The sequence below is a fragment of the Haladaptatus sp. DYF46 genome, assembly GCF_021083305.1.
In the GTDB taxonomy this organism is placed as follows: domain Archaea; phylum Halobacteriota; class Halobacteria; order Halobacteriales; family Haladaptataceae; genus Haladaptatus.
Genome location: NZ_JAJFAY010000001.1, coordinates 114,407 through 139,746 on the forward strand (window position 1 = coordinate 114,407; position 25,340 = coordinate 139,746).

The 25,340-nt window shown below is 62.5% G+C and carries 29 protein-coding genes; 12 read left to right on the plus strand and 17 right to left on the minus strand.

Going from position 1 to position 25,340, the window contains the following annotated elements:
- The first annotated feature begins 47 nt into the window (after nucleotides 1-47).
- Nucleotides 48-698, plus strand: a complete 651-nt coding sequence (locus tag LJF34_RS00635; RefSeq protein ID WP_231182703.1) for a helix-turn-helix domain-containing protein — start codon at nucleotides 48-50, stop codon at nucleotides 696-698.
- Nucleotides 699-708: 10 nt separating this feature from the next.
- Here the strand turns inward: LJF34_RS00635 and LJF34_RS00640 are convergent, their stop codons facing one another.
- Nucleotides 709-1,227 (minus strand): HAD-IA family hydrolase, encoded by a 519-nt coding sequence (locus tag LJF34_RS00640; protein WP_231182704.1) that lies wholly within the window; start codon nucleotides 1,225-1,227, stop codon nucleotides 709-711.
- Nucleotides 1,228-1,297: 70 nt separating this feature from the next.
- Nucleotides 1,298-2,422, minus strand: a complete 1,125-nt coding sequence (locus tag LJF34_RS00645) for an acyl-CoA dehydrogenase family protein (RefSeq protein ID WP_231182705.1) — start codon at nucleotides 2,420-2,422, stop codon at nucleotides 1,298-1,300.
- Nucleotides 2,423-2,599: 177 nt separating this feature from the next.
- On the opposite strand from LJF34_RS00645, the gene LJF34_RS00650 reads away from it, so the two are divergent.
- The 4 genes from LJF34_RS00650 (at nucleotide 2,600) to LJF34_RS00665 (ending at nucleotide 4,918) form a co-directional block, all read left to right on the plus strand.
- Complete coding sequence (locus LJF34_RS00650) at nucleotides 2,600-3,163, plus strand: hypothetical protein (protein WP_231182706.1); 564 nt, start codon at nucleotides 2,600-2,602, stop codon at nucleotides 3,161-3,163.
- A gap of 98 nt (nucleotides 3,164-3,261) precedes the next feature.
- A complete protein-coding gene (locus LJF34_RS00655; RefSeq protein WP_231182707.1) occupies nucleotides 3,262-4,119 on the plus strand; it encodes a hypothetical protein in 858 nt (285 codons plus the stop codon).
- Between the two features lie 105 nt (nucleotides 4,120-4,224).
- Nucleotides 4,225-4,425: a hypothetical protein gene (locus LJF34_RS00660; RefSeq protein WP_231182708.1), complete on the plus strand. Its 201-nt coding sequence runs from the start codon at nucleotides 4,225-4,227 to the stop codon at nucleotides 4,423-4,425.
- A gap of 55 nt (nucleotides 4,426-4,480) precedes the next feature.
- Nucleotides 4,481-4,918: an NUDIX domain-containing protein gene (locus LJF34_RS00665; protein WP_231182709.1), complete on the plus strand. Its 438-nt coding sequence runs from the start codon at nucleotides 4,481-4,483 to the stop codon at nucleotides 4,916-4,918.
- A gap of 1 nt (nucleotide 4,919) precedes the next feature.
- Here LJF34_RS00665 and LJF34_RS00670 read toward each other — a convergent pair whose 3' ends face one another.
- The 9 genes from LJF34_RS00670 to LJF34_RS00710 form a co-directional block, all read right to left on the minus strand.
- Nucleotides 4,920-5,891, minus strand: a complete 972-nt coding sequence (locus LJF34_RS00670) for a sugar phosphate isomerase/epimerase (protein WP_231182710.1) — start codon at nucleotides 5,889-5,891, stop codon at nucleotides 4,920-4,922.
- Between the two features lie 131 nt (nucleotides 5,892-6,022).
- Entirely contained in the window at nucleotides 6,023-7,096 is a 1,074-nt protein-coding gene (locus LJF34_RS00675; protein ID WP_231182711.1) for a Gfo/Idh/MocA family oxidoreductase, read from the minus strand.
- A 128-nt stretch (nucleotides 7,097-7,224) separates the two neighbouring features.
- Nucleotides 7,225-7,428, minus strand: coding sequence for a hypothetical protein (locus LJF34_RS00680; RefSeq protein WP_231182712.1), 204 nt, complete (start codon nucleotides 7,426-7,428; stop codon nucleotides 7,225-7,227).
- A 1-nt stretch (nucleotide 7,429) separates the two neighbouring features.
- Entirely contained in the window at nucleotides 7,430-8,617 is a 1,188-nt protein-coding gene (locus LJF34_RS00685) for an ABC transporter ATP-binding protein (protein WP_231182713.1), read from the minus strand.
- 6 nt (nucleotides 8,618-8,623) lie between these two features.
- A complete protein-coding gene (locus LJF34_RS00690; RefSeq protein ID WP_231182714.1) occupies nucleotides 8,624-9,565 on the minus strand; it encodes a carbohydrate ABC transporter permease in 942 nt (313 codons plus the stop codon).
- Entirely contained in the window at nucleotides 9,566-10,558 is a 993-nt protein-coding gene (locus tag LJF34_RS00695) for a sugar ABC transporter permease (RefSeq protein ID WP_231182715.1), read from the minus strand.
- A gap of 2 nt (nucleotides 10,559-10,560) precedes the next feature.
- Entirely contained in the window at nucleotides 10,561-12,018 is a 1,458-nt protein-coding gene (locus LJF34_RS00700; RefSeq protein ID WP_231182716.1) for a substrate-binding domain-containing protein, read from the minus strand.
- Between the two features lie 330 nt (nucleotides 12,019-12,348).
- Complete coding sequence (locus LJF34_RS00705) at nucleotides 12,349-13,335, minus strand: aldo/keto reductase (RefSeq protein WP_231182717.1); 987 nt, start codon at nucleotides 13,333-13,335, stop codon at nucleotides 12,349-12,351.
- A 58-nt stretch (nucleotides 13,336-13,393) separates the two neighbouring features.
- The gene (locus LJF34_RS00710; RefSeq protein ID WP_231182718.1) at nucleotides 13,394-14,821 is read right to left on the minus strand and encodes a DUF6498-containing protein; all 1,428 of its coding nucleotides are present in this window, start codon (nucleotides 14,819-14,821) and stop codon (nucleotides 13,394-13,396) included.
- A gap of 146 nt (nucleotides 14,822-14,967) precedes the next feature.
- Here LJF34_RS00710 and LJF34_RS00715 point away from each other — a divergent pair, with 146 nt between their 5' ends.
- Nucleotides 14,968-15,759, plus strand: a complete 792-nt coding sequence (locus tag LJF34_RS00715; RefSeq protein ID WP_231182719.1) for a hypothetical protein — start codon at nucleotides 14,968-14,970, stop codon at nucleotides 15,757-15,759.
- Between the two features lie 39 nt (nucleotides 15,760-15,798).
- Here the strand turns inward: LJF34_RS00715 and LJF34_RS00720 are convergent, their stop codons facing one another.
- The gene (locus tag LJF34_RS00720; RefSeq protein ID WP_231182720.1) at nucleotides 15,799-16,860 is read right to left on the minus strand and encodes a TrmB family transcriptional regulator; all 1,062 of its coding nucleotides are present in this window, start codon (nucleotides 16,858-16,860) and stop codon (nucleotides 15,799-15,801) included.
- Between the two features lie 641 nt (nucleotides 16,861-17,501).
- Nucleotides 17,502-18,248 carry a PAC2 family protein gene (locus tag LJF34_RS00725; RefSeq protein WP_231182721.1) on the minus strand — a complete coding sequence of 249 codons (747 nt, stop codon included), beginning with the start codon at nucleotides 18,246-18,248 and terminating at the stop codon, nucleotides 17,502-17,504.
- A gap of 111 nt (nucleotides 18,249-18,359) precedes the next feature.
- On the opposite strand from LJF34_RS00725, the gene LJF34_RS00730 reads away from it, so the two are divergent.
- On the plus strand, nucleotides 18,360-19,361 hold the full coding sequence (locus LJF34_RS00730) for a mechanosensitive ion channel family protein (RefSeq protein WP_231182722.1): 1,002 nt from the start codon (nucleotides 18,360-18,362) through the stop codon (nucleotides 19,359-19,361).
- On the opposite strand, the gene LJF34_RS00735 is transcribed toward LJF34_RS00730, so the two are convergent.
- Both LJF34_RS00735 and LJF34_RS00740 read right to left on the minus strand, forming a co-directional pair.
- Nucleotides 19,362-19,760 (minus strand): universal stress protein, encoded by a 399-nt coding sequence (locus tag LJF34_RS00735; protein ID WP_231182723.1) that lies wholly within the window; start codon nucleotides 19,758-19,760, stop codon nucleotides 19,362-19,364. It lies immediately after the preceding gene.
- 39 nt (nucleotides 19,761-19,799) lie between these two features.
- A complete protein-coding gene (locus LJF34_RS00740) occupies nucleotides 19,800-21,167 on the minus strand; it encodes a 5'-nucleotidase C-terminal domain-containing protein (RefSeq protein ID WP_231182724.1) in 1,368 nt (455 codons plus the stop codon).
- A gap of 81 nt (nucleotides 21,168-21,248) precedes the next feature.
- On the opposite strand from LJF34_RS00740, the gene LJF34_RS00745 reads away from it, so the two are divergent.
- From LJF34_RS00745 to LJF34_RS00765, 5 genes are all read left to right on the plus strand, one after another.
- A complete protein-coding gene (locus tag LJF34_RS00745; protein WP_231182725.1) occupies nucleotides 21,249-21,488 on the plus strand; it encodes a DUF5816 domain-containing protein in 240 nt (79 codons plus the stop codon).
- 43 nt (nucleotides 21,489-21,531) lie between these two features.
- Complete coding sequence (locus LJF34_RS00750; protein WP_231182726.1) at nucleotides 21,532-22,068, plus strand: hypothetical protein; 537 nt, start codon at nucleotides 21,532-21,534, stop codon at nucleotides 22,066-22,068.
- A 91-nt stretch (nucleotides 22,069-22,159) separates the two neighbouring features.
- Nucleotides 22,160-22,483, plus strand: a complete 324-nt coding sequence (locus LJF34_RS00755; protein WP_231182727.1) for a hypothetical protein — start codon at nucleotides 22,160-22,162, stop codon at nucleotides 22,481-22,483.
- A 104-nt stretch (nucleotides 22,484-22,587) separates the two neighbouring features.
- Nucleotides 22,588-23,076 carry a DUF309 domain-containing protein gene (locus LJF34_RS00760; protein WP_231182728.1) on the plus strand — a complete coding sequence of 163 codons (489 nt, stop codon included), beginning with the start codon at nucleotides 22,588-22,590 and terminating at the stop codon, nucleotides 23,074-23,076.
- A 142-nt stretch (nucleotides 23,077-23,218) separates the two neighbouring features.
- A complete protein-coding gene (locus LJF34_RS00765; RefSeq protein ID WP_231182729.1) occupies nucleotides 23,219-24,025 on the plus strand; it encodes a succinylglutamate desuccinylase/aspartoacylase family protein in 807 nt (268 codons plus the stop codon).
- On the opposite strand, the gene LJF34_RS00770 is transcribed toward LJF34_RS00765, so the two are convergent.
- Both LJF34_RS00770 and LJF34_RS00775 read right to left on the minus strand, forming a co-directional pair.
- Complete coding sequence (locus LJF34_RS00770; protein ID WP_231182730.1) at nucleotides 24,026-24,475, minus strand: UPF0179 family protein; 450 nt, start codon at nucleotides 24,473-24,475, stop codon at nucleotides 24,026-24,028.
- A 53-nt stretch (nucleotides 24,476-24,528) separates the two neighbouring features.
- The gene (locus tag LJF34_RS00775; RefSeq protein WP_231185017.1) at nucleotides 24,529-24,915 is read right to left on the minus strand and encodes a DUF5820 family protein; all 387 of its coding nucleotides are present in this window, start codon (nucleotides 24,913-24,915) and stop codon (nucleotides 24,529-24,531) included.
- Between the last annotated feature and the right edge of the window lie 425 nt (nucleotides 24,916-25,340).

Genomic DNA, 25,340 nt, shown 5'->3' on the forward strand with positions numbered 1-25,340 from the left:
ATCTCGCGGCCAATAGCGATATTAAGGACAACTCCTGAGAAAAGGCCATGACGGGAACCATAGCCGAAGTGGCGTTTCCCGCCGATAGGTTTGCCCTCGGTCACACGCTTGCGGAACTCGATTCGGTTCGATTCGACGTCGAACAGGTGGCTGCCTACAATCGCAACCACCTCATGCCCTTCGTTTGGGTCGGGACGGATAGCCAACAGGCCATCGAAACGGCGTTCTCGGCCGACGAAACCGTCCGCGATTTTCAACTGGTCGCGGCGTTCGACACGGAATGTCTGTATCGGCTGGAGTGGGTCAAGGATATCGATGCACTGATACAGATACTCGTGGAGGAAAACGGAACGGTACTGGCCGCGACGGGGAAGGAAGACCAGTGGAAGTTCCGGTTGCTGTTCAGCGACCACGACGCCGTCACTCGCACCCACGAGTACTGTAGCCGACGAGGAATCGACCTTGAACTCCAGAACATCCACGAGTTCTCCAAGGGGAGAACGGGCCGATACGGCCTCACGCAGAGCCAACAGCAGACGCTCATGCTCGCGTACAAGAACGGATACTATTCGATTCCCCGCAGCACGTCCGCGACGGACCTCGCCGAGACTCTCGGCGTGACACATCAATCCATCTCGGAGAAGCTACGACGCGGCCAGGCGAACCTCCTGAAGAACACGCTCGCGCTCAACCAGTAACTACGCGCAACTAAACGTACTCGAACGCGACGCCCGCTTGTTCTGCCGTCAGCTCATCACGTGGAGAGTCGCCGATGAACAGCGCCGGGCCGTCGATTCCCAGCGCACGGAGCGTCGCCCGAAGCGGTTCCGGGTCGGGCTTTCGCGTCGGGACGGAGTCCCGGCCGATGACCGCATCGACGGCGTCGGCGAGGCCGTGCGTTTCGAGGCCGACGTGGCAGGCGGCCTCGCAGTTCAACGAACACACGCCGACCGGCACCTCGCGGCGGAGGAGTTCGTCGGCGTGCGGGAGGCGCTTCGACCGCCGAGCACCGAGGCACTCGTGGTCGCCGATGACCGATTCGACCGCCTCGCGGGCGTTCGCTTCGTCCGCCAAGTCCAACATCGCCCAGAGGTCCACGTTGCTCGCGTCGACACCGTGTTCGGAGAGGACGGCGGTGACGTCCTCCGCGACTCGCTTCCAGTTGACGACGAGGTTCACGAGCGTCCCATCCAAGTCGTATACGACCGCCGAAACGTCGTCTATCACGCTCGTCGGTAGGAAAGGAAGGTGCAAAGGGACTTCGGTCGGCGACACCTGCGAACGCTCGATGGACGCGTCAGCCGAGCAAGTCGCGGGCGATGACCTTCTTCTGAATCTCGGAGGTTCCCTCGTAGATGGTCGTGATCTTCGAATCGCGGTAGAACCGCTCCACGTCGAAGTCGGTCGTGTAACCGTAGCCGCCGTGAATCTGTACCGCCTCGTTCGTGATCTCGACGGCGGACTCGCTGGCGAAGTACTTCGCCATGCTCGCGGCCGCTGCGTGGTCCTCGCCGTCGTCCGCACGACGGGCCGAATCGCGGGTCAGCAACCGTCCCGCCTGCAACTTCGTCCGCATGTCGGCGAGTTTGTGCCGGATGGTCTGGATGTCCGCGATGGGCCGGTCGAACTGCTCGCGCTCCTGTGCGTACTCGACGGCTTGGTCGAGGGCCGCCTGCGAGAGGCCGACCGCCTGACTGGCGATGCCGATGCGTCCGCCCGTCAGGATGTGGAATGCCGCGGACAGTCCTTTACCCTCCTCGGTCAGTCGATACTCGGCGGGAATCCGCACGTCGTCGAAGATGAGACTCGTCGTGTCGCTCGCTCGCAAGCCGAGTTTCTCCTCCTTCTTGCCGACTTCGACCCCGGCGTCCTTCGGGACGACGAACTGCGTGACGCTCCCCGGGTCGTCCCGGTCGGTCTTCGCGAACAGGACGATGACGTCGGCGCGTTTGCCGTTCGTGATCCACTGCTTCTTGCCGTCGATGACGTACTCGTCTCCCTCGCGGCGCGCTTCCGTGGACATCTCGGCCGGGTTCGACCCCGCCTCGGGTTCCGACAGCGCGAACGCGCCGACGGGGCGACCCTCCGCCATGTCGGGAAGCCAGCGTTCCTTCTGTTCCTCGTTGCCGAACTCGGCGAGACACGACGTCGCGAGGCAGTGGACCGACAGCGCCGTCGCGACCGACAGCATGCCGTAGGCGACCTCCTCGTTGACGACGCTGTAGGTCAGTTTGTCCACGTCGAGTCCCCCGTACTCCTCGGGGACCGTCAGTCCCATCATATCGAGTTCGGCGAGGCCGTCCCACACCTCCTCGGGGAACTCCTGTTTCTCGTCGCACTCGCCGGCGACCGGTCGTATCTCCTCGACTGCGAACTCCCGAACCACGTCCCGAATGGCCCGCTGTTCCGCTGAAAGGTTCATGATGGTTCTTCGAGTGCCGGAGGAAAAAGGTACCCGTTCCACCTCGTCGGCCGCCTCCTCGACGTCCATCGCTTCGGTGCATCGGGACGGCCGAAAACGACCGTCCCGTCGTCCACGGGACGGAGACGGATACGGAAAAGCGATACGTTAATCCTTCCGGCGTGTTACTGTGTATCTATGCGGATTCGAGAGTGGCAGGACATCTTACAGGACGTGGTCGACCGCAGCGTCGACCCCGAGGGGTGGCGGGCCGCCGGCGGACAGCGTGCGGGCGGCGTCGGGGAGGACCTGTATCTCGGCCATCCGAAGGCCGGTCTCTTCCATCTGAAGACCTACGCGAAGAACCCGTATCAGGTCCGCGGCGTCGGCACCCACGTCGCCCGAAAACTGGACGACGAAATCGGAAGCTATCTCCCCGAAAAGGAGTCCCGCGAGGGTCGGTTCGCGGTTCGAAATACGGAGGACGAGCGTCCGGACGAAAAGGAGATGGAGGCGCGTGCAAAGCGCGTCGAGGAGACCATCAAGGCACACGCCGACGCGCCGACGTCGGGGGCGGACCTCTTCGACGACGTGATGGAGGCGCTCGAAAGCCCGGCGTTCGGACCGATGGCGTTCGACGGCTACGACCGGCCGGACCCGATTTCCGACCTCGCCGAGACGTTCGAGGAGGAAGAAAAGCTGTTGAACGAGGAGCTAGACGACCTCATCGACGAGGACGAAGTGGGTCGCGGGTTCCAGTAACGTCCGAAATTTTCGTTCGTACGAACGGCGGGTCCGATTTTTCACGGGTGGCGAAACCGATAGTAGCGCTGAGCGACTACCCGTGATAGTGACCCCGGATGCGCGTGACCCACCCCGACCTCACGGTAGCCGACGGCGAGTCGAGAACCGGCGGACGAATGATCTCACTCCTCGGTGTTCTGCTGTCGATAGTCGTCGTCTTCGACTTGTACCTCCGTGCTGATTCGGTGTGGTTCCCGGAGTTCATCATCGAGATGACGCTCTCCGCGATACTCATCTACTCGGGACTCAGGTTATCGAGGAGCGACATCGAAGCGAGCGCGCTCCAGCGAATCGATATCTCCTGTCTCAAGGGGATGTTGGCACTCAGTGGCTTTGCGGCGGGCGTCATCGTCACCGCGAAAGTCTCCGGGTGGCACATCGCAAATCCCTACTTTCTCACACAGACTCTCGTGACGAGCGGCGCGCTGTTGGGGTTGGTCGTCGGCATCGCCGGAATAGTTGCTCCGATTCGGAACGAAACGGGCAGTTCGAATGTCGAGGAATCCGACTCGAACACGGCCACGCCGAGCGATGTGATCCTCTCCACCCTCGACGGTTCGACACCGACGGACCCGGACGCGTCGGAACCTCCACGGTTACCGGTGGCCACCTCGGAAATCGGTGCGCCCTCCGGCGTGGTGGACGATTGGCTCTCCGTGCTGGCCGACCGGGAGTGCCGATACGTGCTTCGAATGGCGATGGATGCGCCCGACGGCGTCCTCACGGTCGAGGAGTTGACCGAAACCGACGAACTCAGACGGGTATCGCTCGAAACCAACCTCCGTCACGTCACGCTCCCCAAACTGTGGGACGTTCATCTCATCGATTACGACGACCGAACGGGAACGATTCGGTACGACGGCACGCCCGCCTTCGAGGCGCTGTTCGAAAGCGTCGAACGATACCGGGAGTAACCCCGTCCCGCCGGGATTTAAGCGTCTGCCACTCTCGCCCTCTTTCATGCGTGGCGTACGCGTCGGTGACGAGAAGAGTTCAGCGCGAACGAGCAGGGGTCGATAATGGTCGGTCCGATTTCACAGGAGGAGCGTTCTGCCGCGATGACCCGTCTGAAAATCGCCATCGTCCTCCTCGTCGGAGCGTCCGGCGGACTCATCGCACTGCACGGCGGCGGCGGTCCCGCCGCCCTCGTCGCCGCAACCGCTGGCGGACTGGTCGTGGGCGCGCTGTTGACGTGGTACCTGACGCGGATCGTTCGCTGACCTTCGTCGCGGATTCGATACGCTTATCTGACACTCTTCGCTCTTCACGAGTCCGATGTCCGAACCCCACATCCGCGTCTCCGCTCGTGGCCTCGTCCGCCGCGGCGACGAACTTCTCGTCGCGCGGGAACCTCGCTCCGATGCAAATCCTCCGTACCACTACCCGCTCGGCGGCGGCGTCCAATTCGGTGAGCACAGCGAGGAAGCGCTCCACCGCGAGTTCGAGGAGGAACTGGGCGTCTCGCTCTCGAACGTCACCCACTTCGAAACATACGAGGCGGTGTTCACCTTCGGCGGGCGGCGACACCACGAAATCTGGCGCGTCTACGAGGCGGTTATCGACGAGGCGTGGCCGTACGAGCGTGACGAGTTCCCGGGCTACGAACCCGAACACGACGAACGCATAGCGTGCGTCTGGAAGTCATCCGCCGACTTCAGGGACGAGGACGACCCCGAGACGCTGTATCCCGAAGCGCTCGTCGCGGACCTCTGAACTACTCCGCCCAGTACGCCTCGCCGGGCGTGGTTCGGAACACGGCGCGCTGGAGCAGTTCCACGGCCTTCTCCAATCCTTCGCGCGAACTGGTGAGCGAGTCCTCGTGTTCGATGGAGAGCGCGCCGTCGTAGTCCACGAGACGGAGCGCGCTCACGATGTCCTTCCAGTGGCCTTCGCCGTGGCCGTAACCAACCGAGCGGAACAGCCACGAGCGGTTCGCCTCCTCGGTGTACGGCGTCGTGTCGAGGACGCCCTTGTAGCGGGCTTGGGACTCGTACACCTTCGTGTCCTTGGCGTGGAAGTGGTGGATGGCGTCGTGTTCGCCGAGGAAGCGGATGGCCTCCGGCACGTCGATGCCCTGCCAGTAGAGGTGGCTGGGGTCGAAGTTCGCGCCGACGCGCTCGTTGGTCGCGTTGCGGAGTTCGAGCATTCCGGCGGGTTCGTGGACCAGCATGTTCGGGTGCATCTCGATGGCGAGGTTCACGTCGTGGTCGTCGGCGAACTCCGCGATTTCGGTCCAGTACGGAATCGCGACGTCCTCCCACTGGTATTCGAGGGCTTCCTCGTGTTCCGACGGCCACGGCGCGGTGATCCAGTTCGGATACTCGTCGTTCGGACCGCCGGCGGGCAGGCCGGAGAAGCAAGTGACGGTGCCGACGTCCAACTGGTCGGCGAGCCGAATCGCCTCTCGGAGTTCCGCGTCGGCCTCCTCTGCCTCCTCGTCGTCCGGGTGGAGCGGGTTGTTGTGCGTTGCCAGCGCGCTGATTCGCATGTCGTGGTCGTCGAGGAGGTCGTGGAGTTCCTCCTGTGCCGCCTCGTCGTCCAGATACTCCTCCCGCGGGAGGTGCGTGTCGCCGGGATAGCCACCCACGCCGGGTTCGATGGCGTCCACGCCGATGTCGTTCAAGTAGGAGAGTGCATCGTCGAGCGATTCGCCGTACAGTGGTGGTGTGTGAACGCCGATGTCCATACTTTGAACGAGTACTCCGTTCGGGAATAAAATTTTGGTGCGATGGGGTACAGCAGCCGCCGACCGACGAACGTCCCCCACGAACTGCCGAAAACAGCCGAAAATAGCCGAGAACAGCCGGAATCTACACGCTACTCCTGTGACAGTTGAATCGCCCGCTCGTCCTGCGAGGAGCGATACACGGCGTCGATGACGCGCTGGACCGTCAACGCCTGTTCGATGGTGTTCATCTTCGGCGCGACGCCGTCGCGCACCGCCTCGAAGAAGACGCGCTGTTCCGCCTTGTGGGCGTCCTCCTGTCGCGTCTTGACCTGACAGTCGGAGAAGTGGTCCGCGCCGACCATGCTCGTCTCGTAGATGGTGAGGGAGTCGTCGTGCTTGTCGAAACTCGCGCCGGCGTCCGTCCCGCGAACGAAGTACTCCTCGCTCGACGAGCGGTTCGCGGCCCACGCGACTTCCAGCGAGATGGTCCTGCCACCCTCACAGCGGATGAACGCGGTCACGGAGTCGTCGACCGTGAACGCGCCCGAGTCGGTGTCGTCGCCCCACATTTCGAGGTACGTGTAGTCGTCCCGGTCGCCGAACTGCGAGCGGACCTCGCCGCTGACTTCCTTCACTTTGGGGAAGTCGTGGAGGTGCAACGCGAGGTCGATGGCGTGAACGCCGATGTCGATGAGGGCACCGCCGCCCGCGACGTCCCGGTTCGTGAACCACGACCCGCGGCCGGGGATGCCGCGACGTCGGATGTAGTTCGCTTCGACGTGGCGTGTCTTCCCGAAGCGACCCTCGTCCTGATACCCTTTGATGACTTCGACGGGGTTGCGGAAGCGGTTGTGGAAGCCGACCATACAGAAGCCTTCGGCGTTTCGGGCCGCCTCCGCGATGCGTTCTGCGCTTTCGAGCGTGTGCGCGAGCGGCTTTTCGAGAAGGACGTCGAGACCCGCGTCGAGCGCGGAAATGGCGTACTCCTCGTGGAACTTGTTCGGCGTCGTGACGATTACGGCGTCGATGTCCGACTCGTACAGTTCCTCGTAGCTCTCGAACGAACGGGTATCGTACTTCTCGGCGAAGCGGGCGCGCGCGTCGGGGTTGATATCGACACCGCCGACGATTTCGTGGCGTAGATCAGTGATTCTGTCGGCGTGATAATGTCCAATATTTCCGAGACCGACGAACCCGACTCGAACCGGCTCACTGGCACTCATAGTTACCGCTCACCGGTGAGACGGTGTTATTCTTTTCCTTTCGTCGTCCGATATCCCCCATACTCATACGATTGTTGCCACTAGTTGCCCCCCGTCGAACCGAACTCGGGTGGGAAAAGCGTGACACGTCAGTACAACTGCTGTTTCTTTTCTTCGCGCTCGCGCTCACGTTCTTCCTCCGTTTTCCGGGCCTCACGCTCCGCGAGTTGGCCGCGAATGCCGGGAATTATCTTGTTCTTTACGTCGAGGCCGAACGAGACGACCCCGTACGCCCAGAAGAAAAACAGGATCGTTCCTGCTCCCAGATAGTACCAGCCGAGTTCGGTTACCATTTCAGTCGTCCCCCTCCGCTTCGGTTCCCGTGGGTCCGGTTCCGACCGAGGCGAACTCCAACCCGTGAGCGATGGCGTCGCCGGTTTCCGTATCGAACAGGTGGAGGTGTTCCCTGTCGAGGACGACGTCTACGTCCTGGTCGGAGTCGATGTCCTTGTCGGGGTCGACGCTCATCAGCAGTTGGTGGGAGTCGTCGGCTTCCGCGTCCATTCCCTCCGAAGTCGCGCCTCCCGTGAGGATGTAGACGAAGATTTCGTCACCCATCGGTTCGAGCACGTCCGTCTTCGCCGAGATCGACTCGGTCGGGGCCACTACGTCGTCGGCGTCGTCGGTGAGGTACACGTCCTCGGGTCGAACGCCGAGCGTCAACCTGTCGTCCGTCGCGATACCGTCCAGTTGGCCGGTGTCGAACTGAACGTGGAAATCCTCCGTCTGCAAGCCGTCCGAATCGACCGTCCCCTCCACGAAGTTCATGCTCGGCGATCCGATGAACCCCGCGACGAACAGGTTCGTCGGTTCGTTGTAGCAGGTGAGCGGCGGCGCGAACTGTTGCAGTTCGCCCTTATTGATGACCGCCACTCGGTCCGACATCGTCATCGCCTCCGCCTGGTCGTGTGTGACGTAGACGATGGTCGCGTCGAGTTCCTTGTGGAGTCGCTGGAGTTCGGTGCGCATGTGGACGCGCAGTTTCGCGTCGAGGTTCGCCAGCGGTTCGTCCATCAGGAACACTTCGGGTTCGCGGACGATGGCGCGGGCGATGGCGACGCGCTGGCGCTGACCGCCGGACATCTCGTCGGGCATCCGGTCCAGCATGCCTTCGAGTTGGACGATTTCCGCGGCCCGGTCGACGCGCCGGTCCACCTCCTTCTTCTCGTAGCTTCTGAGCCGAAGGCCGAAGCTGATGTTGTCGTACACGTCCATGTGCGGGAACAACGCGATGTTCTGGAACACCATCGCGATGCCGCGATCCTTCGGTGGAAGCGTCGTCACGTCCCGGTCGGCGATGGAAATGGTTCCCTCCGTCGGAATCGTGAGTCCCGCGATGGTTTCGAGCGTCGTGGACTTTCCACAACCCGACGGGCCGACGAGCGTGACGAACTCGCCGTCCTCGATTTCTAGATTCATGTCGTCGACCGCCGTTACATCATCGTACCGTTTCGAAACGTGTTCGAGGTTTACTTCACCCATTTTGTATCACTCCTTCAGTGCGCCAGAGGTGAGTCCACTGACGATTTTCTCCTGCGCGATGACGACGAGGATGGCGATTGGCAGGATGCCAACGATGCTCGCCGCCGCCATGAGGTTGTAGAACGATGCGTACTGGCCTTGGTAGCCAAGGATGCCCCACAGAATGGGGGCCCAGTGTTGTGCCTCCCCGTCCGTCATCAGGTACGAGAAGAAGAACTCGTTGTACACGTTGATAAATGTTAGCACGCCTGCCGTGGCGACGCCGGGTGCCGACAGCGGGATGATGACGCGGAACAGCGCGCCCAGTCGCGTGGTGCCCTCGATTCGCGCGGCGTCCTCCAGCCCGTCCGGAATCTGGCTGTAGAACGTCGTCAGGATGAATATCGAGAGCGGCATGAACAGGGCGCTAAACGGGAGCAACAGCGCTCCCGGCGTGTTGTACAGCATCGGCGTGCTCAGCCCGAGTATCTCGATGTTCCCGGTGAACAGCCGGAACAGCGGGATGAGGAACGCCGCCGGTGGGAAGTACGAGATGGCGAGGATGAGCAACATCAGCGGCCCACGGCCCGGGAAGTCGAGTCGCCCGAACACGTAGCCCGCGAGGCTCGCGAGCACCAGCACGATGGCGGTGGTCAACAACGCGAGCACGAAGCTGTTGAACATGTACACGTGGAACGGTAACCGCTGGAAGATCTCCACGAATGCACCGGGATTGAACCCCTTCGGCAGGAGTCCCATATTGACGATATTGTTGCTCGGCGTCAACGCGAGGACGAGCAACCAGTACAGCGGGAACAGCGTGGTGAACAGGAAGAACACCATGACGAGGTAGAACAACCCTCGGTAGGTGCTCTCGGGGTCCTGCATCGCCCCTTTCGCCCACCGCCGGAACGGACCGAGGTTTTCATCCTCTTCTGACATGGTTTGGTCGGCTTCGGCTTGCGCCATTTAGATCGCCTCCGCGCTCTCGCGGAACTTCACGATGTACACCGTCACCACGATGCCGATGATGGCCGCCGTCACGAACGCGATGGCGGACGCCGTCCCGTACCGTCGGACGCTGAACGTCGAGACGACGAGACAGGACAGCGACGGAACGGTCGCACACCCGGACATAGTTTGGATGAGGCCGTAAATCCGCATCGCCGCGATGGTACGGAACAGCATCGCGACCATGACCGTCGGGAAGACGAGCGGCAGCGTTATCATCTTGAACTGCTGCCACTTCGACGCGCCCGCGACCTTGGCCACGTCGTAGAGGCTTCGGTCGACGCTCTGCAATCCGGCGAGGATGAGCAGGGCCATGAACGCCGTCGTCTTCCACACGTCGGCCACGATGATGATGGACAACGCCTCCGGGCTGTTGACCAGCGGCGTCGTCGAGAATCCAACCACGTTGTGAAGGATGTCGGCCCCGAAGCCGATTCCCGGTTGGAAGAGCAGGTAGAAGATCATCCCCTGGATGACGATGGGAACCGCCCACGGGAGGATGATCGCGACCCGCACCCAGCGCCGACCGCGGAAGTCCTGATCCAACACGAGCGCCTGTCCGAAGCCGACGATGGTTTCGAACAGGACGCTGACGATGGTGAAGATGAACGTGACGATAAGGGCGCTTTTGAACGGAGAACTGAGGTCGATGAACGGTTGCGGTAGTGCGACCGTATCGAGTTTCCCCGTCAGCAGGTTCACGTAGTTCTCGAACCCGACGAATCCGCCGATCTGAGCGGGCCCTGTGATACTGTCTGCGTGCAATGACATCTCGAACGTCCGCAAGAGCGGCCAGAAGGCGATGACGCCGAGGAGCAGTAGGGCGGGAAGCAAGAGGAGATACGCGAACTGCGTCTCGCTCAGGCTCTCGATCCAGCGAACTGCGCTGGCGTAGGCACCCGACTTCGGCTGCTCTCGCAAACCGTGTTCCGTTGGTTCTTCAGTTGCCATGATTATTTGTTGTAGTTCTCGATTTGGGTCAACTGGCTTTTCAAGGTGGACATCGCGGATTCCGGCGAGGCCTCGTTGGCGTACGCCGCGTGCACTTGCTGGGCCACCTTACCCGACTCCTGTGGCCAGACCGCCGTGACGGGGCGTGGAACGGCGTTCTGGCCGGCCACCCGCAATTGGTCGACGTATCGACCGATGACCGGTACCTGTCTCGCCTTCTTCGATTTGAGTAGTTCCGGTTCGGGCGGGAGCCAACCGATGACTTCGAACATTTTCAGCTTGAACGACGATTTCATCATCGCCCGGATCACCTCGAAGGCGGTTTCCCTCTTCGGCGAGTTCGGGTTGACGGTCAGGTGCCACCCGCCGAGGGCCGCGGCGGGGCCGCCCGTTCCCTTGTACTTCGCCTCGCTCGGTTTGACGCCGTACGGAATCGGCATGACGCCGAGGCCCTTTCCGAACACGTCGTCGGCCCCGTTGATGACGATGGAGTACGGCCAGTTTCGGTGCATGACCGCATTCTTGTTCGTGAACGGCGCACGTGAAGTCTCCTCGGACCACGAGAGGACGGCGGTCGGCGCGATGCCACCCTCGTACCCCTGTAACGTTCCGGGTGCGGACGACCCGTGAATGAACGTCCGAATCATCTTGATGGACTTGATGACCGGGTCCTCGGCGACGGTCACCGGACGCTTCCCGATTGGCCCGAACAGGTTATCGTGTGAGCCGAAGTACGCGCCGCCCCACGAGGTCATGAACTCGTTGAAGTCACAACAGGAGAGTCCCTCGTAGATGTCCGCTTGGAACGTAAATCCGTAGTCCATGTCGTTCTGTTTTTGGACCTCCTTGGTCACCTTGGAGAACTTCTTCCACGAGATGGAGTTCGTTCCCCACTTTTCCTTGTCCGGTTCGAACCCGGCCTTCTTCACGAGGTCCTTCCGATACTGCATCGTCGGGAAATCGGGGAAGAGGGGGACGCCGTACAGGTCCCCGTTCGTGGACTTCGCGGTCTGGACGCTGGCTTCGAAGTAGTCGTTGTTTACCTGCTTCAGCAGGTCCTCCGGAAGGTTATTGCTCAGGTTCAACACCTGCTCACGGGCGATGAACGGTAACGCCCATCCGCTGTCCATGAGGAGTATATCCGGCTCTTCCAAGTTCGCCGAGAGCCATCGTTGGTATTGGGCCTGTCGTACGTCCGTATTGCTCGACCCGGCGAGGATTTCGACGTGGATGTCCTCGGACAGGCCGGCGTTGTGAAGCGCCTTGTTTATCTCCCCCTGCGCGTCCGCCGCGTCCGAGTCGGCGGCCCACTTGATGGTATTCGGGTTTGCGGGTTTTCCTCGACTCGTACAGCCGGCGAGACCGGCGGCGGTTCCGGATACTCCGACGGCCTTCACGAAGGTCCGCCGAGAGACGCCGTCTCGCCGACGACCCCTATCACGTTCGCTAACACCCACCATGGTTTTGTAAGACGGAACTGCCGCATTTATACCTTTGGTGCGATTGACTACTGCCGTTGTTACCATTTCTACCCACGATTTATCACGTTCGTCTAACGGATATCTGTGATAGGTAAAACTATTTGTGGCCGATAATCATCATCTTTCGGTCGCTTCGTGTGAAAAGTGGCCGGCTTGGCCGGATTTCGACGTGTTGTGAGGACCCGACGGATTCGGTCAACCGCCTCACTTTTTAACCGCTAATCCGCCGTTTTTTCCCCTGTTTTGAGGCAATAACTGCCGACGTTCGTTCTTCCGAACCTGACGTTACACATCCGTGACGTATCTGCCTCAGATGTTCGCGATGTCGCGGGACCAAACCGGCGTTTTCGGCGATTCGAGTCGTTCCACTTCCTCGTCCGAAAGCGAAACGTCGATGGATGCGACGTTCTTGACCAAGTGCTCCTCCGTCCGGGGACCGATGATGGGCGAATCGACGACCGGTTTGTGGAGTAGCCACGCGAGGCTGACCTGTGCGGGGGAGACTCCTTTTTCCTCGGCAACGGCTCGCACCTCGCCCAACACCGCCCAGTTCTCGTCGGTAAACCGCTCCTCCGTGTACTCGTCGCTGGTCGCCCGCCCGCTCGAAACGTCCTCGTCCCGCTGGTATTTTCCGGTCAGGAACCCGCCGCCGAGCGGCGACCACGGAATGACGCCGACACCTTCGGCGTCACAGACCGGCAGCAGGTTTTCCTCCTCGTGACGGTCCACGAGGTTGTACTCCGGTTGCATGCAGGCAAAGCGCTCGTAATCCTCGACGTCGCTTTCGTACAGCGCCTTCGTGAACTGCCACGCCGCCATCGTGCTCGCGCCGATGTAGCGGACTCGACCCGTCTCGACGAGGTAATCGAGCGCGGAGAGCGTCTCCGTTATCGGCGTCGTTTCGTCCCAGCGGTGAATCTGATACAGGTCGATGTAGTCCGTCCCAAGTCGGTCCAAGCTAGCCTCGGCTTGGTCCAAGACGTGTTTTCGTGACAACCCCTGTCCGTTCGGATGGTCGCCCATTTCCCCGAACACCTTCGTCGCTATCACGAGTTCGTCGCGATTGCGCCCCTCGATGGCCTTCCCGACGATTTCCTCGCTCTCGCCGTGCGAGTAGACGTTCGCCGTGTCGAGGAAGTTGATTCCCATGTCCATCGCTCGGTCGAGGAGGTCGAGGCTGGCCGCCTCGTCGTTCATCATCCACGGCCGTTCGCTCCCGAAGTTCATACAGCCGAGACAGAGGCGAGACACTTCCAGACCGGTGCTCCCGAGTTTCGTGTACTCCATTTCGGTCATGTCCGTTGAACCGTTCTTCGAGGGGAGGTAAAGGGCTGTGGGCGAACTATCAAGGGGGTCACCAGTTCATCGCGGCGACCCAGAGGAGCGCCCCGAGAACGATGAGGAACGGCCCTCCGAAGAGGAGCGTGAGGATAACGACGCCGCCCGCCCCCATCTCGCCCGAGACGACCACACCGACCGGCACCACAAGGAACGTGAGCGCGATGCCCGCCGCGGCTACGAACATGGTTCTGTCGGGGTCCTTTTGCTCTGCGTCCGTTGCGGACAGGCCCAACCGCTCCGCGACGTCGTTGACTTCCTCGAACGGCCCGAGCGACGGTACGTGTCGCTCCTCGTCGGCGTCCCGCCAATCGAGGGCGATGGTTCCGGTCCCGAAAAATCGGTCAACCACTCGCCGCGGTATCGAGGATTCCTCGATGTCGTCGATAGCGACCCGCCACTGTGGTTCGTCGAGCCAACGGTCGTATTCGACGATTACGCCCCCGTAACGCCGATACTCGACCGTTCCTCGGCGGAGGTAGTGGGTTCCCAGCTTCCCGAGGACGATGGACGAAAACAGCGCCACCCCGGTCGCCACGACGGCCCATTCGAACACTATCACACCGAACGCGGTGAGGAGGACGGCGAGGTATCCCGTCCGACTCGCCAAGCCGGACACCCCCGGTACGATTCCGTCGCCGACGACGGCACGGGTATCGGGCCGAATTCTCTGGTCCGGCGTCCCGTCGGGCATCGACACCCGTTCTGGTGGGTCTTCGTTGCCGTCCGAGTCGAGCAGCCGTCCGACGATGCCGCCCGTTCGCTCGTCCGCGTACTCCGTTCGATAATTGTGTACCTCGTGGGCGAGTTTCGCCGCGACGATGACGCCGACCCCGACGAGGCTCGCCGTCCGCGCACTCCCGATTACTCCCGTGACACCCATCAGGAGCACGAACACCGCGATGTGCCGGGCGGTCGCTCGTTGTGTCGCGCGTGGGGACGTCTCGACGTAGTTCCCCTCGCGGATGTACTCCCGACGGAATTCGACGCCGCGTCCGACTACCATTCCCAGACCGCCGACCGCCACCGTCCGCACCATCGCTGGTGTCGTCCGGTTCCAGATGTCGAGTTGGGTGAAGAGGAGGGCACCCAGCAGGAACCACACCAACAACAGGACGTTCACCTGTGCGGCGGCGAACGGAACGTTTCGAACGTAGGCTGGTGGCCCTCCCCGCCAGAGGGGTTTGCCGCCGCGTTTCTCCCGCAGCTCGGACAGCGGAAGGTGCCGGTTCCCAACCTCGGGTGACCGTCGTTGCGCGAACAGCACCTTCGGCACGGACCAACAGGTAACGATACCCATCTCGACCCAGTACAGTACGAGGACGGCGGCGGGCGTCCACCCGAACGACAGGACGCCGACGACCGGAAACAAGTTCGCTACCAACAATGGAATAACGGTGGCGACTCGTCGGAGCGCATCGCGGTCGATCATGTGTCCGGCCATTCGAAGGGTGGATACGACCCGATGTGATGGGGGGAGGACATTTCGGCCAATATTTGCCAATCGTCCGATGTATGTGTTGCGTTCGAACGATCGTCGAACCCTCGTCTCCCGAACCTTCAAACGCCTCCCGTTCGAACACCCTGCCAATGATTGACGGGCTTCGAAAGCCGGAGTACACGGGCGAAAACCGCTGTTGGCCGTGTACCGCGTTGAACGCTAGTGTTCTCCTCCTCGCGTGCGCGTGCGTCGCCCGACTGCTTCCCGGGACACGTTCGCGTCGCCTCGGCGTCGCCTCGACGGTCGGCATCGTCGGTGGGGCGGCAATCGCACTTCGAGGCTACCTCGTCCCCGGTACGCCGGGGTTCGCGCCGAAACTCGTCGCGGCGCTCTCCGACTCCCCGGCTCCCCCGGCCGAAACCGGGTCACTGGCTGTCGATTCCGACGCGGAAACCGGCGAGCGCGCGCTGTCGGAACTCCTCGCTGCGGGCGTCGTCCGTGCCGACGGCGAGGGCCTCCTTCTGGACGACCGGTTCCGAGACGACTGGCGCGAGGAGATGGAAACCGTCCGGAACGGGAACCTTACGGTGGCCGTCCGCTCCGCGGCGTCGTCTCCCGTCTCCGCGAAGGCGGTCGAGAACGGGGAGTTCGTGGTCGTCTCCGCCGGCGGGGTGGAAACCGAACGCTGGCTCTCGCGCCCGGTCGCCGTCGCGGAGGTCGCGGCGGTGCGGACGCTGGCCGAGTTCGACGTGGACCCCGACGTTCGCGTACAGTCGGCGTCGGCGCTCCGTTCGTTCCTCTACGACTGTCCCGTCTGCGACACGCCGCTCGAAGAAACCAGCGCGGACCGATGTTGCGGAAGCGGGCGTTCGAACCCCCTCGAAGCACCCGACGACGTGCTGGCCTGTCCGGAATGCGGTCAGCGCGTCTTCACGTTTTAGATACGTTCCCGCATCCGTCCCGTTCCCGCACCCGTCCACTTACCGCTCGTAGGCCGGCGGTTCGTCCGTCCCGATTCGGATCTCGTGCGCTTCGATGTCTTCGAGCGCGGCGACCTGCCCGCCCACCGTGACCGTGCCGTCCTCCGTCTCGACCGACATTCCGGCGACGCGCTCGCCGCCTTCGAACGAAAAGCCGACGACCTTCCCGCGAACGATTCGGTCGCTCCCCGATTCGATGTCGCGGCCCTTGATGGTCGCGTAAAACTCGCCCTCCATGCCCTGAATCTCCTTGACGCAGCGACGGATGGAGGCGTATCGGCGGGGGAACGTCCGCGTTTCCCCGTCCGCCGAGAGGGTTCGTTCGGCCGTCGTCCAGAGGACCGTGCCGAAGAATCCGGAGACGAGGAACCCCAGTGCTGAGCGGTTGAAGATGACGCCGTAGCGGTCCCGGTCGTCGCGAAGGGCGTCCTGCGTGGCGTACATCGAGTACTCGCCGTCCGCCACCGCGATGACGGGCGTCGTGATACCGCGGCGTGCGCGGGCCGTCGTCGCCACGGCTTCGTAGTCGAACTCCGCCGGGTCGGGCGCTTCCGAGGCGGGCGTGACGAGGAGTTCCGTGCTCACGCCGGAGTCGATGGCCGCCGCGAGGTCGTCCTCGAACCGTTCGAGGAGGTCGGGCGTCAGCGACAGCGCGAGTTCGTACTCCGCGGCCTCGATGACGTCTTCGAGGTAGCGAAGGATGGTCGAGCGCGATTTGACCAGCGAGACGGCCTCGGTGTCCCGCGCCGGGGCGGTGTAGCGCTCTTCGAGTTCGGTTATCATGTCGCCGAGCGACGATTGCACGTCGGAGAAGGCTTCTTCGGGGTCGATTGCGATGACCTTCATCGGTCGCGATTCGCGGAGTTCGACCAGTCCGCGGTCGCTCAAACTACGGACGGTGTCGTACACCCGCGGTTGCGGGATGTCCGTGTGGTCCGCGATTTCGCTCGCGGTCAGTCGTCCGTGTTCGAGGACCGTGAGATAGGCGTCGATTTCATACTCCCCTAAGCTGAACCGTTCTCCGACTCGTTCGAGTGTCAGATAGAGGTCGTCGGAGCTCATTATGGAACGGAAATCCACGGAGGATTATAGAACCCCAACTTTCTCTCCCACCTTTTGCTTCGGTCGAGAGCCGAGTTCAGCGCCAAAATGGCGCTGAACTCGGCTGGTCTCCCAGCAAAAGCTGGACCAAAAGCACCACGTCACCCCGCTTCCGTCGCTCCTTTCAGTCGCTCCGTCGGGGGTTCCTCGGCCCGCTCACGGCTTCGCCGTTCGCGGAGAGGACGCTAGCGCCCGGAACAGACGGGGCCCCCAGAACCGTCTGGGAGTTGAATTTCGGCGAGCGACCGAAGGGAGCGGTAGGCCAGTCACACAACCGACGGAAGTCCGCAATCGACACAACTGCCGAAAATCAGCCGATGACACAACTGCCAGAATGTCAGCAACCGACCAACCATCGAAAATCGACGATTGAGATGACCACCAAACTTCCACCGGTAACACAGCCGCCAGTCGCTAGTACGCTCTCCGGAAAATCTTCGATTTTCCGGGCCGACGACCGAATGGAGACGAACGACTCGCGGTGCGAGTCGTTCGTCGAAATGAGGGAGGAGTGCTTTTGATGAACGTTTTACTGGGAGGCGTTGGCGGGCGTGGTGACTGTCACCACGCCCGCCCGACACCGACCGTCGTAAAACGTTCTGCTACATGTACATCCTATCGTCCGGCCGCTCCCTCTCCCCGGCAGATTCGACTCGCTGGGCGAGTTCGGCGTAGTATTCGCCGACTTCCTCCGCGAAGTCCTGAAGCGGTTCGGTGTCGATTTCGAGGTCGTACACGTCACGGGCGGCGTCGATGAGGCGAATGGCGGCCTCCACGTCCGGCGTCTGGGCGTGGACGGGAGTGACGAACACGCCGGTCGCGAGCGTGGAATCGAGGCCGCGGGCGACGAGCGTCGCGTTCACGCCGTCGAGGAACCCGCGGCCCATGCCGGGAATGTCGGTGTCGCCGAGGCGCTTTTCGTGGAAATCCTCCGTGGCGATGGAGAAGACGCGGTGTTCGTCGGGACCGTGCGGGACCGGAACCCCGGAGAGGACCGCGATTTCCTCGACGCTGTGTTCTTCGGTCCAGTCGAGAACGGCGCTGGCGAAGGGGTCCGCGGCCCACGTGGGGACGAACAGTTCGCCCACGAGGACCGTCAGGTCCTGGTCGGGGTGGGAGAACAGTCGTGTGTGGTGGCGCGGCACCCCGTTCTCGAACGGCGTAATCGCGGGCAACTGCTCGGCGGTCACGTGGCCCGTCTCCTCCAAATCGAGTCGATCGACGAGGTAGTTCACGGCGGTCAACCCGGCGAGGCCGAACTCCGAGAATCCGGCGAGGAGGGTGCCGCTCGGCTCCTCGGAGTGGCTGATTTCGAACGAGGCACGCGGCCGATGTGATTCGGAAGCCATACGTCCGAATCGTCGGGACGTGACTTAGTTTTCGCCACCACGTCTCCCATCATCGACACGTCAGAGGGGAGAATGTGGGGGTTTTACTTCGTCGGGTGAGACGGGAGACTCATGCCGACGACCGGTACAGTGATAGATGGTATTTCCAGTTGGTTTGATACCATCGGAGCGTTCGAAGTCGCCACGAACGTCACCGTCACGAACGTCGTCCTCGCTATCGTTTTCATCCTCCTCGGCTGGTACGTCTCGCAGTTGGTCGTCAGCCTCGTCGGGCGGCAGGTCGCCCGCCGGTTCCGCAGGCCGAGCATCACGAAGACCGTTCTCCGCGGGATTCGTGGCGTCATCCTGTTCATCGCGGTCGCCACCGCCGCCGCACAGGTCGGCTTAGGAGCGTCGAACCTCCTCCTGTCGGTGACGGTGTTCTCCGCCACGGTGGGTCTCGTCCTCGCGCCCATCATCGGAAGCGTCATCAACGGGCTGTTCCTGCTGGCCGACCAGCCCTACGAAATCGGCGACCTCATCGAGTTGGTGGACAGCGGTTCGCCGAACGGTGGGACCCGCGGCTACGTCGAGGACATCACGCTCCGGTACACGAAGATATTCACGCTCCAGAACACCTTCCTCGTCATTCCGAACGCGACGATGCGCGAACGGGACGTGGTGAACTACTCCGCCGAGGACACGCGTTCGCGGCTTTCGCTGCAAATGCAAGTCACCTACGAGGGGGACCTCGACGAGGCGCGGGCCATCATGGAACGCGCGGCCCGCGACACGCCGGAAGTCGTCGCGTCCGGTCCCGACATCCGCATCGGGAGCGCCCGGTATCCGAGCGACCCCGTCGCGCAGATACGCGATTACGCGGACCACGGCGTCCTGCTCGAACTCCGGTACTGGGTCAAAGACCCGTACTACATGCGCCGGGTCCACTCGCGCATCATGGAGCGGATTTGGGACGGCATCGAGGACGCCGACGTGGAAATCGCCTACCCCCACTCGCACCTCGTCTTCGACGACACGAGCGGCGTCGCGCGGGTCGCGGTCGAATCTGACGCGAACCAAACCGTACCCCCTCGAAATCAGCCGTCCCGTCCGGTCGAGTTCGACGAGCGTTGATTAGCCGACCGTAATCAGTTCACAGTCCACCTTCTCGCGGAGGAAGTTCTCGATGTTCGGGTCGTCCACCAGTCGCCGAATCGCGCGTCGCCACCGACCCATCTGCTTGCGACCGATGACGACTACGTCCGCGCGCGTCGCCGCCACCTCTTCGAGAATCGTCTCCTCGACCAAGAATCCGTCCCGGATGACGTATCTGGCGTTCGTGATGCGACCGAACGCCTTCTCGACGGTGCGTTTCAGGTCGGTGCGTCGCACGTCGTCCCCTCGGTGATACAGATTGACGTGTAGAACGGTGAGGTCCGCGTCTCGCTCCTTGGCGACACGGAGTGCCTCGGAGAGCGTCCGACGCGAGTGTTCCGAGAGCGGATAGCGAACCGGAACGAGAACACGAGTCATATCGAGTCGGAGGGGACCGACTTTGGAGAACCTTACTATCTACCGCCGCGCGATGCGCCCCTCCACCCGTGGGTCGATGCCGAACCGTCGAGCGTAGTCGGCCAGCACCTCGTACTGCAAGTCCCCGGTTTTGACGCGGTGTGACGCATCGAGCGTGGGGAATTCCCGGTCGCTGTGCAGGAGGTATTCTGACGTCGCGAGGCTGTACGTCCGGTCGTCCCGAACCTCGGTCCCGTCGATGGTCGCCGATTCGAGCGCGCTTTCGGCTCGGTTCCAGACGAGTTCGACCCCGCTCATGTGGCCGTGCCACCAGTCGTGCTCGGCGAACCCGATGGTCGGGTCGTGTGCCTGTCGAAACACGTCGAGGAGTTCCGCGCCAGTGAGTTCCGCGACGACGACGCGCTCTTGGAACGGCAGGACGCTCACTAAGTCCCCGACGGTCACGTCGCCCGAAAGCGGATCGCCCTCGCGGATGCCGCCGCTGTTTTGCAGGCCGACGGTCGCATCGGTCGCCCAGCGATAGGCATCGGCGACGAAGTTTCCGATTCGGCTCTCGCCGCGAAAGGTCGTGGACTGGGTTCGTTCGATGGGGTCGGCGACGGTCGCGACGACCGAATCGAGGCCCGCCCTCGCCTTTCGTTCGTGCATCAGTTCGGCCACCTCCTCGTTTCGCGGAGCGTCCGCGACGCGGTGTCGGGCGACGTCGGGTTCCGGGCCGCCGTCGAACGTGACTTCGAGGAGCACGTGGCCGTTGACGCCGGGACGGGTGACGAGCGTCCCGTTCCGCTGTTCGATTCGTTCGGAGTGGACGTGACCGCCGAGGATGACGTCCACGTCCACCGCGTTGGCGAGCGCTTCGTCGCCGCGGCCGAGATGGGACAGCGCGACGACGATATCTGCGCCCTCCTCGCGGAGGCGGGACACGGTTCGTTCGGCCGCGGCTAACGGGTCGGTGAACGTCAGATCGCTCGCGTTCGGGTTTATCGACGCCGTTTCGGGCGTGGTGACGCCGAACATCCCGATGCGGGAACCGCCGACGTCCCGAATCGCGTACGGTGCGGTTCCGGCATCGGCCGCAAATCGCTCGTTCCCCGCTTCTTCACGGACGTTGGCGGTGAGCCACGTCTGGGAGGAACGGCGGACGAGTTCGCGGGTTCGGTCAGTTCCGTAGTCGAAATCGTGGTTGCCGAACGTGCCGAAATCGGGAGCGATGGCGTCGAAGAAATCGAGTGCCTGCTCCCCTTCGGTGACGAGCGAGAGGACGCCGGGGGCGGTGTTGTCGCCGGTTCCGACGACGAGCGTTCGCCGGTCCCGCTGGGCGTCGATACATCCCGCGAGTCGGCTGATTCGGTCGGGATCATCGTAGGCGTTCTCGATGTCCGAGTAGTGGAGGAGCCGGAGCGTCATTGACGACGTGTCTCAGGCGCGAGACAAGAGACCTTCGATACGTGCAACATCCCTAAATCGATGGGCCGACAAGGGTGGATAATGACAACAGCGACGACGGGGGACGACGAAACGGTGTACATCGACGAATCGGAGGGAACTCGCGGCTCGAAGGGTCCGTTTTTCGTCGTCTATCGCTCGCCCGACCACGAACGGCGCTACGGCTACTTCTGTGCGAACTGCGAGACGGTGGACAACGCGATGGACTCGATGGGACGAATCGAGTGTAATCGGTGCGGTAACCTCCGGAAAGCGACGGAATGGGACGCGGCGCACGAATAAGTCGGCCGATTTCTTTACCCGTGCGGCGACGCGACGTTTCGACATGGTCTCCATCGACGATGAGGTGGTTTCGGAGTTGGAAAGTCAACGCCAAACCCTCAGGCTGGACGAGGCGGTTCGGCTGGTCGAACAGGAACATCAGGACGTCGGTACCGGCGTCGAACGCGAGCGATTCGAGGCGTACCTCGACGCGATGACCTACGGACGGGACGCCTTCCCCGCTTCATTCGAGGAGATTCTCGTGGACGCGGAGTCGTGGCAGGGCGGTGGCCACGTCTATCGACTCGCGGACGACAGGGTGAGCTACTATCCGCCGCGGTGGCACGCGGAACTTCGGGAAACGCCGGACCTGCGCGAGTTTCTCAGGGTGATGGGAACGGACGCGATGGAAACGGAGGGCGGCGACCGTGAAGCGGTCACGGACGACGGCGTCCTGAAGGAGATGTTGTTGGACGCGGCCGTCGCTATCGGCGGGATGACGCGGCAGGACGCCCGCGACCAGATACGGGAACTCAAAGCGGAAGAGGAGATACGGGAGTATCCGGCCCAGCACGCCAACCCGTGGGTGCAACTTCGCTGATCGTCGTTCGTTTCGATATTTTGAATCAAGGAGGACGATTGTTCGAATCCGCAAGAACATTTATTACGGATTGTGTATTACGTTCATATGGATGGCCCCTGTTAGCACACCACCGACCAAGGAGGCCAGGTCGATTTTCAACCGCCTCGGATACGAGGTATTGGACGACGGAGACGAATTTCGCGCCAGACGAAAGTGGCGGGAAGTACGTGTCTCTGCTGTCAGTGATAGCGGAGACGCTCCGAAATATGGGACGCTTCGATGCTTCGTCACGTGGACGGAGAACGCGACGCGACTGAGCCAACGAATACGGGACTCCAACCCGGAGTATGAGTGGGCAGTCATCGCGGTAGACGACGAGGGGGACTACGAAGTCGCGCGAGCGCCGCCGAGCAAGACGGTGGTTGCACAGTAAGGAACCGAGCGGAGCGGATAGAACTCTTTCAATTTTCTCAACGGGTCGAGAGCGGTCGGTACCAACACACAAACCCGTGGCGCGCGAACGACGACGCGACTGCAATGGACGACCACACACGCGACCCGACCGCCGACCCGCCAGCGGCCGGGCGACGGCCGACGGGATGGCTTCCGGAACGGGACTGCTGGGAACACGGAACCCTTCGAACGGCGGTGGTTCACGGCGTCCGCCTGTTCAACGCCGGGGAGTTCCACGAGAGCCACGATTGCTTCGAGGACGAGTGGTACAACTACGGCAACGGGTCGGTGGAGAGCGCGTTCCTCCACGGGATGGTGCAGGTGGCCGCGGGCGCGTACAAACACTTCGACTTCGAGGACGACGGCGGCATGCGCTCGCTGTTCGAAACCGCACTGCAGTACCTCCACGGCGTCCCCAGCGACTTCTACGGCGTGAACGTCACGGACGTGCGGACGAAGATGACGAACGCGCTGGACGACCCGACGGTGTTACACGGATGGAGAATAGAACTCGATGGGGAGCGGTCGGAAGCGAGCGAAGCGGACTTCGATTACGCCGAACGTCTCGAGTAACCCCGCGGGCGACGACAGCGACGACGATTCGAACGGTGACGGCGCGCGATTTGCGGCGGTGACTGTCACGAATATCCCGACTCGTTTGCCGGGAAAACGCGATTGTAAAGCGCTTTCAGGCTTCGACACCTGCCCTCGTTAAATGCGAATCGAGCAGTTGGGTGACGGTATGCCGGAAGTCGCGGTAGTCGCCGGAATTCACGGCGACGAGCCGTGCGGTCCGAGAGCGGTCGAGCGACTCCTTTTGGAGGACCCCGAAGTGGAACGAGCGGTGAAGATCGTCGTCGCCAACGAGCGCGCGCTCGAACGCGGCGTCCGCTACGTCAACGAGGATTTGAACCGCGTGTTCCCCGGCGACCCGGACGCGGAGACGTACGAGCGGCGGTTGGCGCACGAGTTGGTGACGGAGCTGCGGGGCTGTACCGTCCTCTCGCTCCACTCCACGCAGTCGTACGCCAAACCGTTCGCGCTCGTTGACCGGGTGAATGCGGTTGCGCGGTCCATCTGTCCGTACCTGCCGGTGTCACAACTGGTCGAGACGGACAAGTTCACGAAGGGAAAACTCATCTCGCATCCCCATACGCTCGAAGTGGAGTGCGGACTCCAGGGGTCTCCCGAGGCTGTCGACCACGCCTATGACCTCGCTCGCGGGTTCCTCGCCGGGACGGGTGCGCTTCCGCTGCCCGACGCGGAGAGTCCGCTAGACGCGGGAAGTCGGGACGAAGTGGAGGTCTTCAGAATGGACCAACCGGTGCGGAAGAACGGCGGGTCCGAGTTCGAGGTGTTGGTGGAGAACTTCCAGCGAGTCGGACGGGGAGAGCCGTTCGCGGCCGCGGACGGGGAGAAGTTGGTCGCGGAGAACCCGTTCGTGCCGGTGTTGATGTCCGCGTACGGCTACGAGGACATCTTCGGTTACACGGCGGAGTACGTCGGCGTCCTCGGGAACTGACTACTCGTCCTTTTCGGCGAACTCGACCAGCGTCAGGTCGCGGTCCAACGGGCAGTAGTCGTGGGGCGGGTCCCCGACGATCTTCGAGATTTGATACTCCTCGTCGAAGTCGGCACCGGCGGGTTCACAGAACTCGTGGCTCGGACACTCGACGTGCGGACACGGACCTTCCAGTGTCGCCTTGCTTCCGGCGTAGGCATTCCGTGCGGAGACGTTTGCGCGGACGGTGGTCGGTTCGACTTCGACGGCGCTCACCCCGTCGTCGTGGACGCCGCAGGGGAGCGTCTGCGCACCGTTTCTGACGTCCGTGACGCGGTATTTTACCCCCTCAGAGAGATTGAGACACTGATTCCTGTAGGGACATCCCTCACAGGCGCTGGCCTCGCCCTGATACACGAACTCCTGACCGACGTCCGCGAGACGGGTACCGACGAGCGTGATGGTGGACATAGGCGGGCGTAAGCGTGGGGCTCGGTTAAGCCTCTCGCCACGGGGAAACTCCCCTATTCGGTTCGCCCGGTCAACTCGTCCAACTCGTCGAGGTACTCCTCGCGCGGCACTTGGTAGCACGAGCGGTACTCCACTTCGCCGCGGTCGAACTCGTCTGCGAGTTCCACGGCGGCAGCGAGTGCTTCATCGCGCGTGGGGAACCGCGGCGTCCGCGGCAGGGTGACTTCCGGTTCGAGGAAGAACTCGAAGTACCACGAGTCCGTCGCCCGTCGCTCCTGTGCCGGGCGGTTCGGGGTTCCTTGGGTGAGATACAGCGTCGGCATACACTCCGGCGGGAACTCGCGCGTGTCGAACACGTCCGGGCGATAGGCGAGGATACACCGTCCGTTCGGTTCCTCGTTCCAGACGACCCACGACTCGGGGAGGTTCTCGATGGACACTGAGAGCGGTTTGCGGCGGAACGGGGTAAGGTTTGTCGGTGTCACGTTCTCGACCTTGCATATAAAGGGGGTATAAGTTGTGATTTTTCATAATGAGGGATTCAGGCATTACAGGCCCATTAGTTCGTAAGTTCGGGCGTTTTGGGTACTTAATCTATATCATAAGAGACTTGTGCATGGACAACAGTTATATATGGTCTCGTCCTATCCATTAAACAGTATCGGGTGGTAGCAGTCCGCACGGTACACGGTCTATAACCATACGCTTCCGGGTGGATGGGACTCGCTGGAATACGCCGACTGGTTTCCGAAGCGATGGATGGCACGCACAATGATCCCGCGATTGACGCAGGAGTTACTGCGGGCGCGCACGCCGTCGCCCGACATGCCCCGCCGGAGAGCGATCGCGGTGTTCCGACCGACAC

What these genes read in the sequence shown, in the direction of transcription:
- LJF34_RS00635 (WP_231182703.1), top strand. Translation starts at nt 48, where the DNA reads ATGACGGGAACCATAGCCGAAGTGGCGTTTCCCGCCGATAGGTTTGCC.
- LJF34_RS00645 (WP_231182705.1), bottom strand. Translation starts at nt 2,422, where the DNA reads ATGAACCTTTCAGCGGAACAGCGGGCCATTCGGGACGTGGTTCGGGAG.
- LJF34_RS00650 (WP_231182706.1), top strand. Translation starts at nt 2,600, where the DNA reads ATGCGGATTCGAGAGTGGCAGGACATCTTACAGGACGTGGTCGACCGC.
- LJF34_RS00655 (WP_231182707.1), top strand. Translation starts at nt 3,262, where the DNA reads ATGCGCGTGACCCACCCCGACCTCACGGTAGCCGACGGCGAGTCGAGA.
- LJF34_RS00660 (WP_231182708.1), top strand. Translation starts at nt 4,225, where the DNA reads ATGGTCGGTCCGATTTCACAGGAGGAGCGTTCTGCCGCGATGACCCGT.
- LJF34_RS00665 (WP_231182709.1), top strand. Translation starts at nt 4,481, where the DNA reads ATGTCCGAACCCCACATCCGCGTCTCCGCTCGTGGCCTCGTCCGCCGC.
- LJF34_RS00670 (WP_231182710.1), bottom strand. Translation starts at nt 5,891, where the DNA reads ATGGACATCGGCGTTCACACACCACCACTGTACGGCGAATCGCTCGAC.
- LJF34_RS00675 (WP_231182711.1), bottom strand. Translation starts at nt 7,096, where the DNA reads ATGAGTGCCAGTGAGCCGGTTCGAGTCGGGTTCGTCGGTCTCGGAAAT.
- LJF34_RS00680 (WP_231182712.1), bottom strand. Translation starts at nt 7,428, where the DNA reads ATGGTAACCGAACTCGGCTGGTACTATCTGGGAGCAGGAACGATCCTG.
- LJF34_RS00685 (WP_231182713.1), bottom strand. Translation starts at nt 8,617, where the DNA reads ATGGGTGAAGTAAACCTCGAACACGTTTCGAAACGGTACGATGATGTA.
- LJF34_RS00690 (WP_231182714.1), bottom strand. Translation starts at nt 9,565, where the DNA reads ATGGCGCAAGCCGAAGCCGACCAAACCATGTCAGAAGAGGATGAAAAC.
- LJF34_RS00695 (WP_231182715.1), bottom strand. Translation starts at nt 10,558, where the DNA reads ATGGCAACTGAAGAACCAACGGAACACGGTTTGCGAGAGCAGCCGAAG.
- LJF34_RS00700 (WP_231182716.1), bottom strand. Translation starts at nt 12,018, where the DNA reads ATGGTGGGTGTTAGCGAACGTGATAGGGGTCGTCGGCGAGACGGCGTC.
- LJF34_RS00705 (WP_231182717.1), bottom strand. Translation starts at nt 13,335, where the DNA reads ATGACCGAAATGGAGTACACGAAACTCGGGAGCACCGGTCTGGAAGTG.
- LJF34_RS00710 (WP_231182718.1), bottom strand. Translation starts at nt 14,821, where the DNA reads ATGGCCGGACACATGATCGACCGCGATGCGCTCCGACGAGTCGCCACC.
- LJF34_RS00715 (WP_231182719.1), top strand. Translation starts at nt 14,968, where the DNA reads ATGATTGACGGGCTTCGAAAGCCGGAGTACACGGGCGAAAACCGCTGT.
- LJF34_RS00720 (WP_231182720.1), bottom strand. Translation starts at nt 16,860, where the DNA reads ATGAGCTCCGACGACCTCTATCTGACACTCGAACGAGTCGGAGAACGG.
- LJF34_RS00725 (WP_231182721.1), bottom strand. Translation starts at nt 18,248, where the DNA reads ATGGCTTCCGAATCACATCGGCCGCGTGCCTCGTTCGAAATCAGCCAC.
- LJF34_RS00730 (WP_231182722.1), top strand. Translation starts at nt 18,360, where the DNA reads ATGCCGACGACCGGTACAGTGATAGATGGTATTTCCAGTTGGTTTGAT.
- LJF34_RS00735 (WP_231182723.1), bottom strand. Translation starts at nt 19,760, where the DNA reads ATGACTCGTGTTCTCGTTCCGGTTCGCTATCCGCTCTCGGAACACTCG.
- LJF34_RS00740 (WP_231182724.1), bottom strand. Translation starts at nt 21,167, where the DNA reads ATGACGCTCCGGCTCCTCCACTACTCGGACATCGAGAACGCCTACGAT.
- LJF34_RS00745 (WP_231182725.1), top strand. Translation starts at nt 21,249, where the DNA reads ATGACAACAGCGACGACGGGGGACGACGAAACGGTGTACATCGACGAA.
- LJF34_RS00750 (WP_231182726.1), top strand. Translation starts at nt 21,532, where the DNA reads ATGGTCTCCATCGACGATGAGGTGGTTTCGGAGTTGGAAAGTCAACGC.
- LJF34_RS00755 (WP_231182727.1), top strand. Translation starts at nt 22,160, where the DNA reads ATGGCCCCTGTTAGCACACCACCGACCAAGGAGGCCAGGTCGATTTTC.
- LJF34_RS00760 (WP_231182728.1), top strand. Translation starts at nt 22,588, where the DNA reads ATGGACGACCACACACGCGACCCGACCGCCGACCCGCCAGCGGCCGGG.
- LJF34_RS00765 (WP_231182729.1), top strand. Translation starts at nt 23,219, where the DNA reads ATGCGAATCGAGCAGTTGGGTGACGGTATGCCGGAAGTCGCGGTAGTC.
- LJF34_RS00770 (WP_231182730.1), bottom strand. Translation starts at nt 24,475, where the DNA reads ATGTCCACCATCACGCTCGTCGGTACCCGTCTCGCGGACGTCGGTCAG.